We start from the raw sequence: 14702 nt of genomic DNA, 5'->3' as shown, positions 1-14702 counted from the left end.
CAACCAAAACCAACGGAGACTGCCATGTCGCTGCCCCCGATCCTGCAAAACCGCCTGTCCGTGCCCGTGGTGGGCTCGCCGCTGTTCATCATTTCCAACCCCGACCTCGTGATCGCGCAGTGCAAGGCGGGCGTGGTCGGCTCGTTCCCGGCGCTCAACGCACGGCCGGCCGAGCTGCTGGAGACCTGGCTGCAGCGCATCACGACGGAGCTGGCCGAATACGACGCGCAGCACCCCGACAAACCATCGGCACCGTTTGCCGTCAACCAGATCGTGCACAAGTCGAACGACCGTCTGGAGCACGACCTGGCGCTGTGCGTGAAGTACAAGGTGCCCATCGTCATCACCTCGCTGGGTGCGCGTGAAGACGTGAACCGCGCGGTGCACAGCTACGGCGGCATCGTGTTGCACGATGTCATCAACAATAAATTTGCGAAGAAAGCGATCGAGAAAGGCGCGGATGGCCTGATCGCGGTGGCGGCGGGCGCGGGCGGCCATGCGGGCACGACCTCACCTTTTGCGCTGATCCACGAGATACGCGAATGGTTTGACGGCCCGCTGCTGCTGTCGGGTGCGATCGCCAACGGCAATGCGATCCTGGCGGCATTGGCAGCCGGTGCGGATCTGGCCTACGTCGGATCCGCGTTCATCGCCACCGAAGAAGCCAACGCGATCGAGGGCTACAAGCAAGCGATTGTGGAAAGCACCGCCAGCGATATCGTCTATACGAACCTGTTCACTGGCGTGCACGGCAACTACCTGCGCAAGAGCATCGAAGGCGCCGGCCTGGACCCAGACGCGCTGCCGGAATCGGACCCAAGCAAGATGAACTTCGGCTCGGGCGGCGGCGCAAAGGCCAAGGCATGGAAGGACATCTGGGGCGCCGGCCAGGGCGTGGGCGCGGTCAAGCGCGTGGTGCCGGCGGCAGAACTCGTCAAGCGATTTGCCGAAGAGTTCGAAGTGGCCCGCCGTCGCCTGAACAACATCGAAGCCCTGCGCGCTCCGGCGGGTGACAAGACGACGGTGTAAGCAGTTAGGCCATCAGGCCGTCACAGGGGCTGGCTCCAGCAACGGCAGCACATCGTCTGCCCACGCGAGCCAGCCTTCTTCGTAAACGATGCCGCGCTGAAGCACCGCGTGCTGCAACTGCTGCGCACGTGTGAGATCAGCCCGCGAAAAATCGCGCTTCTCGATCTCGCGGAAGGTGTTCAGGCGCGTGCGGTGCTGCTCGATCAGGCGCTGCATCTCGTCGGCAAAACCGAGGGGGCCGATCACCGCTTCGGCACGCAGCTTCACCAGCACTTCCTCACGGTTGTCCGACGACACGGTCGGCTCCAGCACCCAGCGTGCGAGTTCGTCCCGGCCGGGCGGCAGCACGGTGTACGTCTTCTTGCGGCTGTCCTCCTCTTCTTCCACGCTCACCCAGCCAGCCTCGGCCATGCGGCCAAGCTCGCGGTAGATCTGCTGATGCGTGGCGCTCCAAAAATAGCCCATCGACTTGTCAAAGCGTCGAGCAAGCTCGTAGCCCGACGAGGGCTTTTCCAGCAGGGATGTCAGCAGTGCGTGTTGGATGGACATGGTGGAGTTTTTTTTGTAAGCCGTTGATTCTAAATGCAGAGCGCCCCTCAGGTGGAAGATTTTTTCCCACCAGATCAGGGCTTTCCTTGGTAATAAAATCAATGACTTGCCACGGCGTTTTGAACGCTGATTGCGCCCCCGCTCACGCTCGGACTCTTCGCACGGATGGGACGTATTTGGCAGTCCCTCGCCACCAACGTTAGTGCAACGTTCCCACTTGGCAGGCCCCTGCGGCCGTATTACGTGCATCCAGCAGCCACGTGAGCAAAGCCCGGCGTTACCCACCCTGCGGAACACCACCACAAGTTGCCGCCGTTACGATTTCAGAGGTTTGATCATCAGTCGTCGCGGCCCGGCCCCCTCCTGGGCTAACTTGTCCAGCGGATTGCGCAGGCGGCACCGGTCGATCGACAAGCAGCCACAGCCGATGCAATCATCCAATGTGTCGCGCAGCTTCTTGAGTTGAGCGATGCGCTCGTCGAGATCACTGCGCCATGTCGTCGACAATCGCGACCAAGCTTCGCGGTCCGGAATGCTGCCCTTCGGCAGTTTGTCCAGCCCGGCCGCTATCTCAGCCAACGAAATTCCGACACGCTGCGCCACACGCACAAACGCTACGCGGCGCAAAACGTCGCGCGAATATCGGCGCTGGTTGCCGCTCGTCCGGTGACTCTCGATGAGGCCCTTGGCTTCGTAGAAATGCAGTGTTGATACAGGCACGCCGCTGCGGCGGGATACCTCTCCCACGCTCAACGAGAGCGAAATACCCATTTCTTCCAAGGGATGTTTTTTCATGCGCGAACCTCTTGACCTCAACCTGACTTGAGATTTTAGAGTACGGCGGTATCTCCTAGCCATTCCTAATGACGAGGTTCCGCATGACATCCGCACAAGCTTCCTACGACTCACATACAGCGGTTTTCCGCATCAGCCGCTTTGCCGTACCGCCTGCCGCGATGCCGGCTTTCATGGAGCGCATCCAGCAAGCGAGAAACCTGCTTGCAGCCCAACCAGGTTGCTTGAAAAGCTCAGTGCTGACGCACCCCCCTGGCACCGTCGAGTTCAACGTTGTGTCCATCGTCGAATGGGCCAGTCTCCAAGCCATGGAGAGCGCCAAATCCGCGATTGAGGCGCAGCAGGTTCAGGAGGGGTTCGATCCGGAAACGTTCCGACGTGACCTCGGCATCAGCGCCGATACGGCTGTTTATACGGCCGCCACACATTAAAGAAATCGCGGCGCTGAGCACCTCGGGTGTTTTTGCGCTTTGCGAGAGCGCAGCGCCTCACTCTGCAGGCTGCGTGGACATGAAATCCTGCGCCGCTTTCACCAGCCACGTCCGCAGGGCTTGCAGCGGCGGATAGTCAGCACGGCTCGTGGGCCAGGCGAGGTAGTAACGCTCGGCGCTTTCCATCTCGGGCACATGCGGCAACGCCCGCACCAGGTCGCCTTGCTGCAGCTCGTGGGTGATCAGAAAACGCGGCAGTAACGCCACGCCCAGGCCGGCAACTGCAGCTTGCGCGGCCGTGGCAAATTGGTCGAACAGCATGCCCTGGGGTTCGGCACCTGTCACGTGGTGGCTGGCCAGCCAACGCGGCCAGGCATCGGGGCGCGAGGCCAGGTGCAACAGCGGCGCATGCAGCAGATCGCGCGGCTGCGCAAAGTCGTAGCGGGCCAGCAATGCCGGGCTGCAAGCAGGCACGACGGTTTCGCTCATCAGCAAGGCCAGTTCCGCCCCCGGCCAGTGCGGTGTACCGAAATGGATGGCCGCGTCCACCGCTTCCAGTTGAAAGTCGAACTGCGACAGCCGCGTCGTCAGATTGATGGTGATGCCGGGGTGCGCGTCAAAAAACGCCGGCAGGCGCGATGCCAGCCAGCGGGTGCCGAACGTCGGCAGGATGGCCAGATTCAAGCTGCCGCCCTGCGGATTGGCGCGGAACCCGACCGTGGCGCTGGAGATGCGCATCAACGCACCGCGGATTTCCTCCGCATACGCCTGGCCCGCCGCGCTCAGCCGCACGGTCTGGCGTTCACGCACGAATAGCTCAGCGCCCAGGCGATCTTCCAGCGCGCGGATCTGGCGGCTGACGGCGCTCTGCGTCAGGTGCAGCTCGGCAGCGGCAGCCGTGAAGCTCTGGTGGCGCGCGGCGGCCTCGAACGCGCATAGCAGGGACATCGGCGGCAGAAAGCGGCGGGACAGGAACATGGGGCGCAGGAGTTGTGCGGTGCAGAAGTCGCTCAATCATTCTAGTTTGGAATGACCTAGGGCCGGATTATCGTTTGACCGGCGTTCCTTGGCCAACCTAGCATGGCCTCGTCCCTGCCAAACCCCATTCAGTCATGAGCACTGTGCATCAACCTCCGGCGTCGAACTTCATCCACGCGAACGAAATCCGCTCCCGCTTTTCGCGCGCCATGTCCGCCATGTACCGCGAAGAAGTGCCCCAATACGGCACTCTGGTCGAGCTGGTATCCGACATCAACGCTCGCACGCTGGACGCCCAGCCCGCGCTGCGCGCGCAGATGGCACAGTCGGGCGAGCTGGAGCGGCTGGACGTCGAGCGCCACGGCGCCATCCGCGTCGGCACGGCAGCCGAACTGGCCACGCTGCGCCGGCTGTTTGCCGTCATGGGGATGGAGCCGGTGGGTTACTACGATCTTTCGGTGGCTGGCGTGCCCGTGCATTCGACGGCGTTTCGCCCGGTGGCCGATGCCGCGTTGCTGGCCAATCCGTTTCGCGTGTTCACGTCGCTGCTGCGGCTTGAACTGATTGCCGACGCTGCCCTGCGCGACAAGGCCACTGCCATCCTGACGCAACGGCAGATCTTTACGCCGCGCGTGCTGGAACTGATCGCCCAACGCGAAGCTGACGGCGGTCTGGCCGACGCGGATGCCGACGCCTTTGTGCGCGAGGCGCTGGAGACCTTCCGCTGGCACAGCACCGCCACGGTCGATGCCGAGACGTATCGCGCGCTGCAAGCCGCCCACCGCCTGGTGGCCGACGTGGTGTGCTTCCGCGGCCCCCACATCAACCACCTGACGCCGCGCACGCTCGACATCGACGCCGCACAGGCCGCCATGCCCGCACGCGGCATGGACGCCAAAGATGTGGTGGAAGGTCCGCCGCCCCGCAACTGCCCCATCCTGCTGCGCCAGACCAGCTTCAAGGCGCTGCAGGAAGCCGTGCGCTTTACCGACGATGCCGGCGCCCACACGGCGCGCTTTGGCGAAATCGAGCAGCGCGGTGTGGCCCTCACACGCAAGGGCCGCGCGCTATACGACCAACTGCTGGCCGAGGTGCGCAGCATGGGCAATGCCGGCAGTGCCGCACCCAACTACGAAGATCGGCTAGCCCAGGCGTTCCGCGCCTTTCCGGATACCCATGAGGCGTTGCGTGCGCAAGGGCTGGCGTTCTATCGCTACACCCTCACGCCAACGGGCCATGCACACGCCGACAGCGCAGCGGCGGCCGATGCGTCGTTGGATGAACTTCTGGCCAAGGGCTGGGTACAAGCCGATCCCATCACGTATGAAGACTTCTTGCCGGTGAGCGCGGCAGGCATCTTCCAATCCAACCTGGGTGGCGAGGAGCAAAAGCAGTACCAAGCCCACGCCGCACAGCAAGCGTTTGAGGCTGCGCTGGGTGCACGCGTGCATGACGAAATCGCCTTGTACGAGGCGGCGCAGCAGCGCTCGATCGATCAGGTGCGCGCCGTGCTGCGCGGCACGGCCCTCGTGGATGCCGCATGACCGGCCTGCACACACCCGCCGCCATGCCGGGCTTTGCCGCCCCGTTTGCAAACCCGGCCGGCTCACCCATCCGCGAACTGTTTCCGTACCTCAGCCAGCCGGGGATGATCTCGCTGGCAGGCGGGTATCCGTCGCCGAGTCTGTTCGATGCCGAAGGGCTGGCGCAAGCCGCCGCCCAGGCCGTGGCGGGCGATGCGCAAGCCCTGCAGTACGGCGCCACTGAAGGACTGCCCGTTCTTCGCACGGCCCTCGCAGCGCTGATGGGCGCACGGGGCATCCAGGCCAGCGCCGAGCAGATGATGGTGACCACGGGCTCGCAGCAAGCGTTTGACCTGCTGGTGCGGGCGTTGATCGAACCCGGCGATACGGTGTTGGTGGAAGTGCCCGCCTACCCTGCCACGCTGCAAGCCTTGCGCCTGGCACAAGCCCGTATCGTGCCCGTGCCGATGGACGAACACGGCCTGCAGACCGATGCGCTGGCCGACCTGCTGCACCGGTTGCCCGCCACGCAGCGCCCCAAGCTGCTCTACACGGTGCCGAATTTTTCCAACCCGCGCGGCACGCTGCTGTCTGCACAGCGGCGCGAAGCCCTCGTGCAGTTGGCCTGCACCCACGGCTTCTGGGTGGTGGAAGACGATCCCTACGGCGAGCTGCGCTTTGAGGCACCGGAGGGCAACGCCGCTGCGATGCCTCCAACCTTGCGTGCCTTGGGCGATCGGCTGGCAGCAGACGGCATGAACCCGGTGGTGTATCTCTCCAGCCTGTCCAAGACCGTTGCTCCCGCGCTGCGGATCGGCTGGATGCTGGCCGACAGCAGCCTGCTGCGCCGTTGCGCCATCGCCAAACAGACGGTGGATCTGTGCACGTCGCCGCTGGCGCAAATGGTGGCGGCCCGCTATCTGGCAAGCGGCCGCTATCCAGCCACGGTGCAGCGCGCCCGCATCGAGTATCAGCGGCGCATGTTGGCCCTGGTGCAAGGCATCGCCACGCAGCTGGATGGCCATGTGCAATGCGCCGCGCCGGCAGGCGGCATGTTTGTCTGGGCGACGTTCGCGCAGTCGATCGACCCGCAAGCGCTCTTTGATGCCGCCGTGTCGCAGCAGGTGCTCTATGTGCCGGGCACGGCGTTCTACCCGGACAACGCACAACTCAACACCATGCGCTTGTCGTTTGCCGCGCCCGAGGTGCCGCAGATCGAGCAGGCCGTGCGGCGGCTGGCTGGGGCGGTAACGCTGTCCATGCGTTGATAGCGCCCTCAAACTGACAACCTTCATCGCCATTGCCATGACACCCGACAACCTGATTCCGGCCTTGCGCGACATCGTGGGCCCCGCCCATGTTCTGACCGGCGACGACTGCGCCGAATACGAATCCGATTGGCGCCAGCGCGTGCGCGGCAAGGCGCGGTGCGTGGTGCGGCCGGGCTGTACGGCGGAAGTGGCCGCGGTCGTGCGCGCGTGTGCGCAAGCTGGAGCGTCCATCGTGCCGCAGGGCGGCAATACGGGCCTCGTAGAAGGCTCGGTGCCCAATGCCAGCGGCGGGCAGATCGTTGTGAGCCTGCGCCGCATGCAGACCGTGCGCGCCATCGACGCGGCCAACATGACGATGACGGTGGATGCCGGTTGCGTACTCCAGTCACTGCAGGACGTGGCAAGCGAGGCGGGCATGCTGTTCCCGTTGAGCCTGGGCGCGGAAGGCAGTTGCACGATCGGCGGCAACCTGGCGACCAACGCGGGCGGCACACAGGTGCTGCGCTATGGCAATGCGCGCGAGCTGTGCCTGGGGCTGGAAGTTGTTCTGGCTGACGGGCAAATCTGGGAGAGCCTGCTAGGCCTGCGCAAGGACAACACCGGCTATGACCTGCGCAATCTGTTCATCGGCAGCGAGGGCTCGCTGGGCATCATCACGGCGGCCACGCTGCGCCTCTATCCGCAACCGGCCGCGCAGTTGACAGCGTGGGCAGCCGTGCCTTCGCTGCAAGCAGCCACGGCGTTGCTGGCCTTGTCGCACCGGCATCTGTCTGCCGCGCTCACAGGCTTTGAAGTGATGAGCCAGGAAGGGCTCCGGCTGGTCGACTCGCACTATCCACATCTGCGCGTGCCGATGTGGCGCGACACGATGTGGTGCGTCTTGCTGGAAGCCTCCGACAGTGAGTCAGAGGCGCACGCCCGGGCGCAGTTTGAACACCTGCTGGAAACCGCGATGGAAGACGGCATCGTGACCGACGCGATCATCGCCGAGAACATCCGGCAGGCGCACGACCTGTGGCACATCCGCGAGAGCATCACCCTGGCCCAGGCGGCCGAAGGGCCCAACATCAAACACGATGTCTCGGTGCCGATCTCGCGCATTCCCGACTTTGTGGCGCAGACCGATGCGCAACTGCAGGCTCTGGCGCCCGGGCTGCGGCTCATCAACTTCGGGCACCTGGGCGACGGAAACCTGCACTACAACGTGCAGCCGCCGGCGGGGGCGGATGCCGCGGCCTTCGTTGCCGCGCATGAGGCTGCGATTGGCGATGCGGTGTACCAGTCCGTCCACCGATTTGGCGGTTCGATCTCAGCCGAGCATGGCATCGGCTCGCTCAAGCGCGATCACCTTCCGCATTACAAGGCGCCGGTGGCGCTGCAATTGATGCGGACCATCAAGCAGGCACTTGACCCGCAAGGCTTGCTGAACCCGGGTCGCGTGCTCGCATGATCGCCTGGTCAGATCAGATGGCGCGATAGGTGTCGCTCACGGCCATTGATTGCATGGGCCGGCGCAGCGTCGGATCAAACGGATTGATCTGCGTGGTCAGCCGATTGGCCTCGCGCAGCAGCATGTCGTAGACGATGGGCAGGCGCTCGGCGCTCAGGCGGTTGGCGAGCGTCCCCACAGAAAGCGCGGCGACGACATTGCCATTGCGATCGAACACCGGCACGGCAATGCCGGCCATGCCTTCGAGCAACCCGTCCGTCTTGGCGCTGTAGCCGAGTTCGCGCGCCTTTCTGACCTCGGAGCGCAGATAGACCTCGTCGTACACGCTGTAGTGCCGGATGCGCGGCAAGTTGTAGCGCAGCACCTCCTCCTGCTCGGCCTCGGGCAGGTGCGCCAGGATCACCAGGGCGCCCTGCCCCACTCCGAGTTCGATCCGGCCGCCCACGTCGCCGGTGAAGGTGCGAATCGGATATTGGCCTTCCACGCGATCCAGACACACCGCATCAAAGCCCGAGCGCACCAGCAGCAACACTGTGTCGCCCAGGCTGGCATTCAGCCGCAGCAGGGCCGGCCGGGCGACCGAGCGCAAGTCGTTCACCGCACCGGCCTGGGCCGCCAGGCAGAACAGGTCCAGGCTCAGCCGGTACAGCTTGTTCTGCTGATCCTGCTCGACCATGCCTTCTTGCGTCAGCCCCTGCAGCAGGCGGTGCGTGGTGGCGGGGGTCATTCCCAGGGTTTTGGCCAGGTAGGTGACGCGCACACCTTGGTGCTGCTGCTCCGCCATGGTGCGCAGGATCTGGAAGGTGCGGTGCATGGCGCTGCGCTGATGCGCATCGTCTTCGGAATCTACGGACATAAAGCTGGAACGGACTGAATTCGGTTGATCGATTGTATTCCGATAGTCGGAATAAATACGATAAATATTCCAACTACAGCGTATACACCTAGGCTGGAACGATGTTTTGGCACAGGTGTTGCAATAGCATAGCCATATTGTTCAAACAGAAGCGTCTGGCGACGCCCCCAAGTCGCAAAGGATGACCGATGAGTTTTCTGCGCCTCAACCATGTCTCCAAGCAGTACGGCGACCTGCGGGTCGTTCAGGACTTCAACCTGAACGTGCACAAGGGCGAGTTCGTCTCGCTGCTGGGCCCATCGGGCTGCGGCAAGACCACGACCCTGCAGATGATTGCGGGCTTCGCGGAGGTGACGGAAGGCTCGATCGAGCTGGACGGCCGGGACATCACCCGTGCCAAGGCCAACGCGCGCGGCCTGGGGATCGTGTTCCAGACCTACGCGCTGTTCCCGCACATGACGGTGCGCGAGAACGTGGAATTCGGGCTGGAGATGCGCAAGTGCCCCGCAGCAGAGCGCCGTGAGCGCGCCATGCAGACGCTGGCACTGGTGCACCTGGACAAGCACGTTGATCGCTACCCGCGCGAGCTGTCGGGCGGCCAGCGCCAGCGCGTTGCCCTGGCGCGGGCGCTGGTCATCAAGCCGCCGGTGCTGCTGCTGGATGAGCCGCTGTCGAACCTGGACGCCAAGCTGCGCGAAGAGATGCAGTTCGAGCTGCGCGAGATCCAGCGCAAGGTCGGCACGACCACCATCATGGTCACCCACGATCAGGCCGAAGCCATGTCGATCAGCGATCGCGTGGTCGTCATGGAGGCGGGCCGCATCACCCAGGTGGATACACCGCTGGCGGTGTATGAGCATCCGCGCAATGCGTTCATCTCCACCTTTGTCGGCAAGGCCAATCTGCTGCATGCCGCGGTGGTGTCGGGCACCGACGGCGAACTTCGCGCATCGATCGGTTCCGTGCAACTCGCGCTGCCGCCGGGCATGCCGGTGGGCAGCAAGGTTGTGCTGGCGCTGCGCCCGGAAAAGATGACGTGCACCGCCGACGGCGCCGGCCGCTGTGAAGGCCGCGTGACCGAACGCTTCTTCCTCGGCAACCAGTGGATGTACACCGTCGACACGCCGCTCGGCGCGATGCTGGTATCCGCCGTCAACGATGGCGATGCCCCGCGCGAAGTGGGCCAGACCGTCGGCGTGGATTGGCAGGACCGCTATGTCCGCGTGATCGGTACCGAGGGGCATGCAGCATGAGCCGCAGACCGACCTGGGTGCCATGGAGCATGACCGGCCCAGCGCTGGCCCTCTTTGCCGTGATGCTGTTCGTGCCGCTCGCGCTGAGCGTGATCCTGTCGTTCAACGTGTTCGATGCCGACAAGGGCCCCATTGCGGGCACCTTCACGTTCGTGCACTACCTGCACGTGGTGCAAGACCCGTACTACTACGAGATCTTCTGGCGCACGCTGCGCGTCTCGGCACTCGTGACGCTGGTCTGCATCCTGATTGGCGCGCCCGAGGCCTACATCCTGAGCCGGATGCGCAAGCCGTGGCGTTCGATCTTTCTGCTCGTCATTCTGGCGCCGCTGCTGATCTCGGTCGTGGTGCGCGCCTTCGGCTGGAGCATGCTGCTCGGGCCCGAAGGCCTGATCAACGCCGCGTTCAAGGCCGTTGGCATCGGCCCGGTCAAGCTGCTGTACAACGAGACGGCCGTCGTGATTGCGCTGGTGCACGTGATGCTGCCGTTCATGGTGATCCCGGTGTGGACCTCGCTGCAAAAGCTCGACCCGTGGGTGGAAAACGCCGCGCTGTCATTGTCCGCATCGCACTTCACCACCTTGCGCCGCGTGGTGCTGCCGCAGGTCATGCCGGGCATTCTGTCGGGCAGCCTGATCGTGTTCGGCCTGGCGGCCAGCTCATTCGCCATTCCGGGCCTGCTGGGCGGGCGCCGCGTGAAGATGGTCGCCACGCTCATCTACGACGAATACCTGAACGAACTGAACTGGCCGCTGGGCGCAGCCATCGCGCTGATTCTGCTGGCGGCCAACCTCGTCATCATGCTGGGCTGGAACCGCATGATTGAAGGGCGCTACAAAAGAACGCTGGGCTGAAGGAGCGCACATGCAAAAGAACGGACCGCTCGCGCTCATCTTCAACGCGCTCGTCATCATCTTCATGCTGGCACCGCTGGTGATCGTGTGTATCGTCGCCTTCACGCCTGAAGAAACGCTCACACTGCCGACCCATCATTTCTCGCTGCGCTGGTTCGATCAGGTGCTGCATCACCCCGACTTCGTGCAATCGTTCTGGAACAGCCTGTGGCTGGGCCTTGCGGCGGCCACGCTGTCTACCGCGCTGGCAGTGCCGGCCGCCATGGCCATCGTCCGCTACCGCGCGCCGGGGCTGCAGTATTTGCAAGCCGTGTTTCTGTCACCGCTGATCATTCCGCACCTGGTGCTGGGCGTGGCGCTGCTGCGCATGTTCTCGCTGGTGGGCGGGCAAGGCAGCTTCGGCTGGCTGATCTTCGCCCATGCACTGATCGTCACGCCGTACACCATGCGGCTGGTGATGGCAGCGCTGGTGGGCTTTGACCACTCGGTCGAGCACGCCGCTTATTCGCTGGGTGCGAGCAGCTTCACGGTGTTCCGCCGCATGACGTTGCCGATGATCCTGCCGGGCATCACGGGCGGGTGGCTGCTGGCCTTCATCAACAGCTTTGATGAACTGACCATGTCGATCTTTGTGGTGTCGCCCGCCACCGTCACGCTGCCGGTGCGCATGTACATGTACGCCACGGAATCGCTCGACCCGATGATGGCCGCCGTCTCGGCGCTGATCGTCTTCCTCACGCTCGCGCTGATGCTGCTGCTGGACAAGGTCTACGGCCTGGACCGCATTCTGATCGGCAAGCATTGAGACACAGATCACGATGAACGCTCCTGCAAATCCATCTGCCCGCGCGCAGCTCCAGCGCCTCAAAGAGCGCAATCGCCCCGCGGTGCCCTTTGTGCTGGATGGCCGCCCCGCCGAAGCGCTTGCCGGCGACACCGTCCTGACGGCCGTGCTCACGCAAACACGCCAGTTGCGCTTGAACGAATTCAGCCAGCAGCCGCGCGCCGGTTTCTGCCTGATGGGCGCATGCCAGGACTGCTGGGTGCGTCTGGCCGATGGCAAATCGCTGCGCGCGTGCCAGACCATGATCGAACCCGGCATGCACATCTGCACGCAACCGGCTGGCAGCGAGGGAGCCGCGTGATGACGCAACCCGCCCCCACGCTGCAGCGCCAGTCGCAGGCGGATCTGCCGCCCGTCATCATCGGTGCGGGGCCGGCAGGTGTGCGTGCGGCGCAGACGCTGCTGGCGCACGGCCTCAAGCCCATCGTGCTGGATGAAGCTCCGCGCGCCGGCGGTCAGATCTATCGCCGCCAGCCGGATGGCTTTGCCCGGAGCGCGGCCGATCTGTACGGCACCGAAGCCGCGCGTGCGCAGGCCGTACATGCCGCCTTTGACCAGCTCCAGCCACAGATCGATTACCACCCGCAGACCCTGGTGTGGAATGCCCAGCCCGATCTGCTCGACCTGCTGCATGTGCCTACGCGCGCGGTCAGCAGCCTGCCGTGGCGCGATGTGATTGTCGCCACCGGCGCCACAGACCGTGTGCTGCCGATCCCGGGTTGGACACTGCCGGGCGTCTATACGCTGGGCGGCGCGCAAGTCGCGCTCAAGTACCAGGGCTGCGCGATTGGCGATGCCGTCGTGTTTGCAGGCGCCGGCCCGCTGCTGTATCTGGTGGCCTGCCAGTACGCCAAGGCCGGCGCAAACGTCGTGGCGGTGCTGGACACTGCCCCGGCCACCGCGCGCTACAAGGCGGCGCCGGCCATGCTGGGCCAGCCTGGCGTCATGGCCAAGGGCATGGCGCTGGTGGGCTGGCTCAAGCTGCACGGCATCCCCATGCATCACGGCGTGCGTTTGCTGCGCGCGGAAGGCGATGCGGCGTTCGAGCACCTCGTCTGGCAAGACAGCGCAGGCCGCGAACAACGCACGGCTTGCTCTGCTGTGGGCATGGGTTACGCACTGCGGCCCGAAACACAGCTCGCCGATCTGCTGGGCTGCGCGTTCGAGTTTTCTGCACTGCACCGCTGCCATGTGCCGCGCATCGACGCCATGCGGCGCAGCTCGGTCGCGGGCGTGTATCTGGCAGGCGATGGCGCGGGCATCATGGGCGCCGATGCAGCCGAGTACTCGGGCGAATTGGCAGCGCTCGCCCTGTTGCAGGATCGGCAAATCACCGTCGACACCAATCGCTTGGCTGCGCTGCGCCAGCGTCTGCAGAAGATCGAGCGGTTCCGCCACGCGCTGGAAGTTGCCTTCCCCTTTCCCGATGACTGGGCCGCGCACGCCAGCGACGACCTGGTGGTCTGCCGCTGCGAAAACGTCACCGCGGGCACCCTGCGCCAAACGGCCGCCGAATGCGGCGTGCACGAGCTGAACCGGCTGAAGGCGCTGTGCCGGGTGGGCATGGGCCGCTGCCAGGGCCGGATGTGCGGCGCAGCGGCAGCGGAAATCCTGGCGCACGCGCAGTCCGTTCCGCTGGCACAGGTGGGCCGGCTGCGCGGTCAGGCACCGATCAAGCCGCTACCGCTGGATGTGACCGAGGCAAGCGAACCGGAGGGCCACCATGCGTGAGCAGCTTGCGTGCGACGTGGCCATCATCGGCGGCGGCATCATGGGCAGCGCCACCGCGCTGTTCCTGCGCCGGCGGGGGCTGGCCGTCACGTTGCTCGAGCGCGACCTGTGCGGTTCGCGCTCAAGCGGCGTCAATTTTGGCGGTGTGCGGCGTCAGGGGCGCTCCATTGAGCAATTGCCGCTGGCCCAGCGTTCGCACCAGATCTGGGGGCGTCTGACCGAGTTGATCGGCACCGAGGCCGAGTACGAGCGCAGCGGGCACTTCAAGATCGCCCGCAGCGTGGCCGACATGGAATCGTTGGCGAGCTATGCAGCACGCAGCGAGGGCTTTGGCCTCGGGTTGCAGCTCATTGAAGGCCAGGCTGCGCTGCAGAAATATTTTCCGATGGGCGGCGATCAGATCGTCGGCGGCTCGCTGTGCCCTGAAGACGGGCAGGCCAATCCGCGCCTGCTGTCGCCCGCATTTGCGCGCGCGGCGCACGCGGCAGGCGCCGATGTGCGCGAGCACGCGCCGGTGCAATCGGTCGAGCACGATGGCGCCCGCTTCGTCATTCATGCACGGCAGCATGACCGCGATCTGGAGGTCAAAGCCTCCGCGCTCGTCAACTGCGCCGGCGCCTGGGCAGCGCAGTTTGCAGCGCAGTGGGGCGAGCCCGTGCCGATGTTCACCATCCCGCCCACCATGGGCGTGACCGAGCCGCTGCCGTTTTTCCTGCCTTGGAGCCTGGGCGTGGAAGGCGGCGGCATCTACTGCCGCCAAGTGCGGCGCGGCAATGTGGTATTCGGCGGCGGGCGCGGCTACGTGTTGGACGACCAGCGCGCGCGCTCGTCGCACGTGGCGATCCTGCGCCAGTTGCCGCAGTTGGCTGCCCTGCTGCCGCAACTCACAGGCGCCCACATCATCCGCACGTGGAGCGGCACGGAAGGCAACCTGCCCGACGACCAGCCCGTGATTGGGCCCAGTGCCCGCCGCCCCGGCCTGTTCCACGCCTTTGGCTTTGCCGGCGCCGGCTTCCAGCTCGGGCCAGGCGTGGGCGATGTCATGGCCGAGCTGATTGCCGAAGGCCGCACCACCACGCCGATCGAACCCTTTTCCATCCAACGCTTTCTGCAACCCGCAGCTTGATGCACTTGATGC

The 14702-nt window shown here is 65.0% G+C and carries 15 protein-coding genes; 11 read left to right on the top strand and 4 right to left on the bottom strand.

Annotated elements, in window-relative coordinates; all coding sequences use genetic code 11:
• Window positions 1-24 precede the first annotated feature (24 nt).
• Complete coding sequence (locus M1D44_RS17765) at window positions 25-1029, top strand: NAD(P)H-dependent flavin oxidoreductase (RefSeq protein ID WP_316853543.1); 1005 nt, start codon at window positions 25-27, stop codon at window positions 1027-1029.
• Window positions 1030-1041: 12 nt separating this feature from the next.
• On the opposite strand, the gene M1D44_RS17760 is transcribed toward M1D44_RS17765, so the two are convergent.
• Together M1D44_RS17760 and soxR are read right to left on the bottom strand one after the other, a co-directional pair.
• Window positions 1042-1578 (bottom strand): PadR family transcriptional regulator, encoded by a 537-nt coding sequence (locus tag M1D44_RS17760; protein WP_024977528.1) that lies wholly within the window; start codon window positions 1576-1578, stop codon window positions 1042-1044.
• A gap of 315 nt (window positions 1579-1893) precedes the next feature.
• Window positions 1894-2373 (bottom strand): redox-sensitive transcriptional activator SoxR, encoded by a 480-nt coding sequence (gene soxR / locus M1D44_RS17755; protein ID WP_316853542.1) that lies wholly within the window; start codon window positions 2371-2373, stop codon window positions 1894-1896.
• A gap of 83 nt (window positions 2374-2456) precedes the next feature.
• Between soxR and M1D44_RS17750 the strand changes: the two genes are divergently transcribed.
• On the top strand, window positions 2457-2804 hold the full coding sequence (locus M1D44_RS17750) for an antibiotic biosynthesis monooxygenase family protein (protein WP_316853541.1): 348 nt from the start codon (window positions 2457-2459) through the stop codon (window positions 2802-2804).
• A gap of 57 nt (window positions 2805-2861) precedes the next feature.
• Here the strand turns inward: M1D44_RS17750 and M1D44_RS17745 are convergent, their stop codons facing one another.
• The gene (locus M1D44_RS17745) at window positions 2862-3782 is read right to left on the bottom strand and encodes a LysR substrate-binding domain-containing protein (protein ID WP_316853540.1); all 921 of its coding nucleotides are present in this window, start codon (window positions 3780-3782) and stop codon (window positions 2862-2864) included.
• Between the two features lie 134 nt (window positions 3783-3916).
• Between M1D44_RS17745 and hglS the strand changes: the two genes are divergently transcribed.
• Genes hglS through M1D44_RS17730 form a run of 3 tightly spaced genes read left to right on the top strand, consistent with a single transcriptional unit; the run spans window position 3917 to window position 8026 of the window.
• Window positions 3917-5326, top strand: coding sequence for a 2-oxoadipate dioxygenase/decarboxylase HglS (gene hglS / locus M1D44_RS17740; RefSeq protein WP_316853539.1), 1410 nt, complete (start codon window positions 3917-3919; stop codon window positions 5324-5326).
• Window positions 5323-6573, top strand: a complete 1251-nt coding sequence (locus M1D44_RS17735; RefSeq protein WP_316853538.1) for an aminotransferase-like domain-containing protein — start codon at window positions 5323-5325, stop codon at window positions 6571-6573. The genes hglS and M1D44_RS17735 overlap by 4 nt, the downstream gene beginning before the upstream one ends.
• A gap of 37 nt (window positions 6574-6610) precedes the next feature.
• Window positions 6611-8026: an FAD-binding oxidoreductase gene (locus tag M1D44_RS17730; RefSeq protein WP_316853537.1), complete on the top strand. Its 1416-nt coding sequence runs from the start codon at window positions 6611-6613 to the stop codon at window positions 8024-8026.
• Window positions 8027-8039: 13 nt separating this feature from the next.
• On the opposite strand, the gene M1D44_RS17725 is transcribed toward M1D44_RS17730, so the two are convergent.
• Entirely contained in the window at window positions 8040-8882 is an 843-nt protein-coding gene (locus M1D44_RS17725; protein WP_112186974.1) for an IclR family transcriptional regulator, read from the bottom strand.
• A 188-nt stretch (window positions 8883-9070) separates the two neighbouring features.
• On the opposite strand from M1D44_RS17725, the gene M1D44_RS17720 reads away from it, so the two are divergent.
• The 6 genes from M1D44_RS17720 to M1D44_RS17695 are packed head-to-tail and all read left to right on the top strand — an operon-like array spanning window position 9071 to window position 14690.
• Window positions 9071-10135 carry an ABC transporter ATP-binding protein gene (locus M1D44_RS17720; RefSeq protein ID WP_316853536.1) on the top strand — a complete coding sequence of 355 codons (1065 nt, stop codon included), beginning with the start codon at window positions 9071-9073 and terminating at the stop codon, window positions 10133-10135.
• Window positions 10132-10989: an ABC transporter permease gene (locus M1D44_RS17715; protein ID WP_024977519.1), complete on the top strand. Its 858-nt coding sequence runs from the start codon at window positions 10132-10134 to the stop codon at window positions 10987-10989. Before M1D44_RS17720 ends, M1D44_RS17715 begins: the two co-directional genes overlap by 4 nt.
• Before the next feature lie 10 nt (window positions 10990-10999).
• Window positions 11000-11794, top strand: a complete 795-nt coding sequence (locus M1D44_RS17710; protein ID WP_316853535.1) for an ABC transporter permease — start codon at window positions 11000-11002, stop codon at window positions 11792-11794.
• Window positions 11795-11807: 13 nt separating this feature from the next.
• On the top strand, window positions 11808-12134 hold the full coding sequence (locus M1D44_RS17705) for a (2Fe-2S)-binding protein (RefSeq protein ID WP_024977517.1): 327 nt from the start codon (window positions 11808-11810) through the stop codon (window positions 12132-12134).
• Complete coding sequence (locus M1D44_RS17700; protein WP_316853534.1) at window positions 12134-13564, top strand: FAD/NAD(P)-dependent oxidoreductase; 1431 nt, start codon at window positions 12134-12136, stop codon at window positions 13562-13564. The genes M1D44_RS17705 and M1D44_RS17700 overlap by 1 nt, the downstream gene beginning before the upstream one ends.
• Window positions 13557-14690, top strand: coding sequence for an NAD(P)/FAD-dependent oxidoreductase (locus tag M1D44_RS17695; protein WP_316853533.1), 1134 nt, complete (start codon window positions 13557-13559; stop codon window positions 14688-14690). Before M1D44_RS17700 ends, M1D44_RS17695 begins: the two co-directional genes overlap by 8 nt.
• The last annotated feature ends 12 nt before the right edge of the window (window positions 14691-14702 follow it).

Source organism: Ralstonia sp. SA306 (assembly GCF_054792405.1).
This window is presented reverse-complemented; position numbering and strand designations above follow the sequence as displayed.

What these genes read in the sequence shown, in the direction of transcription:
- M1D44_RS17765 (WP_316853543.1), top strand. Translation starts at nt 25, where the DNA reads ATGTCGCTGCCCCCGATCCTGCAAAACCGCCTGTCCGTGCCCGTGGTG.
- M1D44_RS17760 (WP_024977528.1), bottom strand. Translation starts at nt 1,578, where the DNA reads ATGTCCATCCAACACGCACTGCTGACATCCCTGCTGGAAAAGCCCTCG.
- soxR (WP_316853542.1), bottom strand. Translation starts at nt 2,373, where the DNA reads ATGAAAAAACATCCCTTGGAAGAAATGGGTATTTCGCTCTCGTTGAGC.
- M1D44_RS17750 (WP_316853541.1), top strand. Translation starts at nt 2,457, where the DNA reads ATGACATCCGCACAAGCTTCCTACGACTCACATACAGCGGTTTTCCGC.
- M1D44_RS17745 (WP_316853540.1), bottom strand. Translation starts at nt 3,782, where the DNA reads ATGTTCCTGTCCCGCCGCTTTCTGCCGCCGATGTCCCTGCTATGCGCG.
- hglS (WP_316853539.1), top strand. Translation starts at nt 3,917, where the DNA reads ATGAGCACTGTGCATCAACCTCCGGCGTCGAACTTCATCCACGCGAAC.
- M1D44_RS17735 (WP_316853538.1), top strand. Translation starts at nt 5,323, where the DNA reads ATGACCGGCCTGCACACACCCGCCGCCATGCCGGGCTTTGCCGCCCCG.
- M1D44_RS17730 (WP_316853537.1), top strand. Translation starts at nt 6,611, where the DNA reads ATGACACCCGACAACCTGATTCCGGCCTTGCGCGACATCGTGGGCCCC.
- M1D44_RS17725 (WP_112186974.1), bottom strand. Translation starts at nt 8,882, where the DNA reads ATGTCCGTAGATTCCGAAGACGATGCGCATCAGCGCAGCGCCATGCAC.
- M1D44_RS17720 (WP_316853536.1), top strand. Translation starts at nt 9,071, where the DNA reads ATGAGTTTTCTGCGCCTCAACCATGTCTCCAAGCAGTACGGCGACCTG.
- M1D44_RS17715 (WP_024977519.1), top strand. Translation starts at nt 10,132, where the DNA reads ATGAGCCGCAGACCGACCTGGGTGCCATGGAGCATGACCGGCCCAGCG.
- M1D44_RS17710 (WP_316853535.1), top strand. Translation starts at nt 11,000, where the DNA reads ATGCAAAAGAACGGACCGCTCGCGCTCATCTTCAACGCGCTCGTCATC.
- M1D44_RS17705 (WP_024977517.1), top strand. Translation starts at nt 11,808, where the DNA reads ATGAACGCTCCTGCAAATCCATCTGCCCGCGCGCAGCTCCAGCGCCTC.
- M1D44_RS17700 (WP_316853534.1), top strand. Translation starts at nt 12,134, where the DNA reads ATGACGCAACCCGCCCCCACGCTGCAGCGCCAGTCGCAGGCGGATCTG.
- M1D44_RS17695 (WP_316853533.1), top strand. Translation starts at nt 13,557, where the DNA reads ATGCGTGAGCAGCTTGCGTGCGACGTGGCCATCATCGGCGGCGGCATC.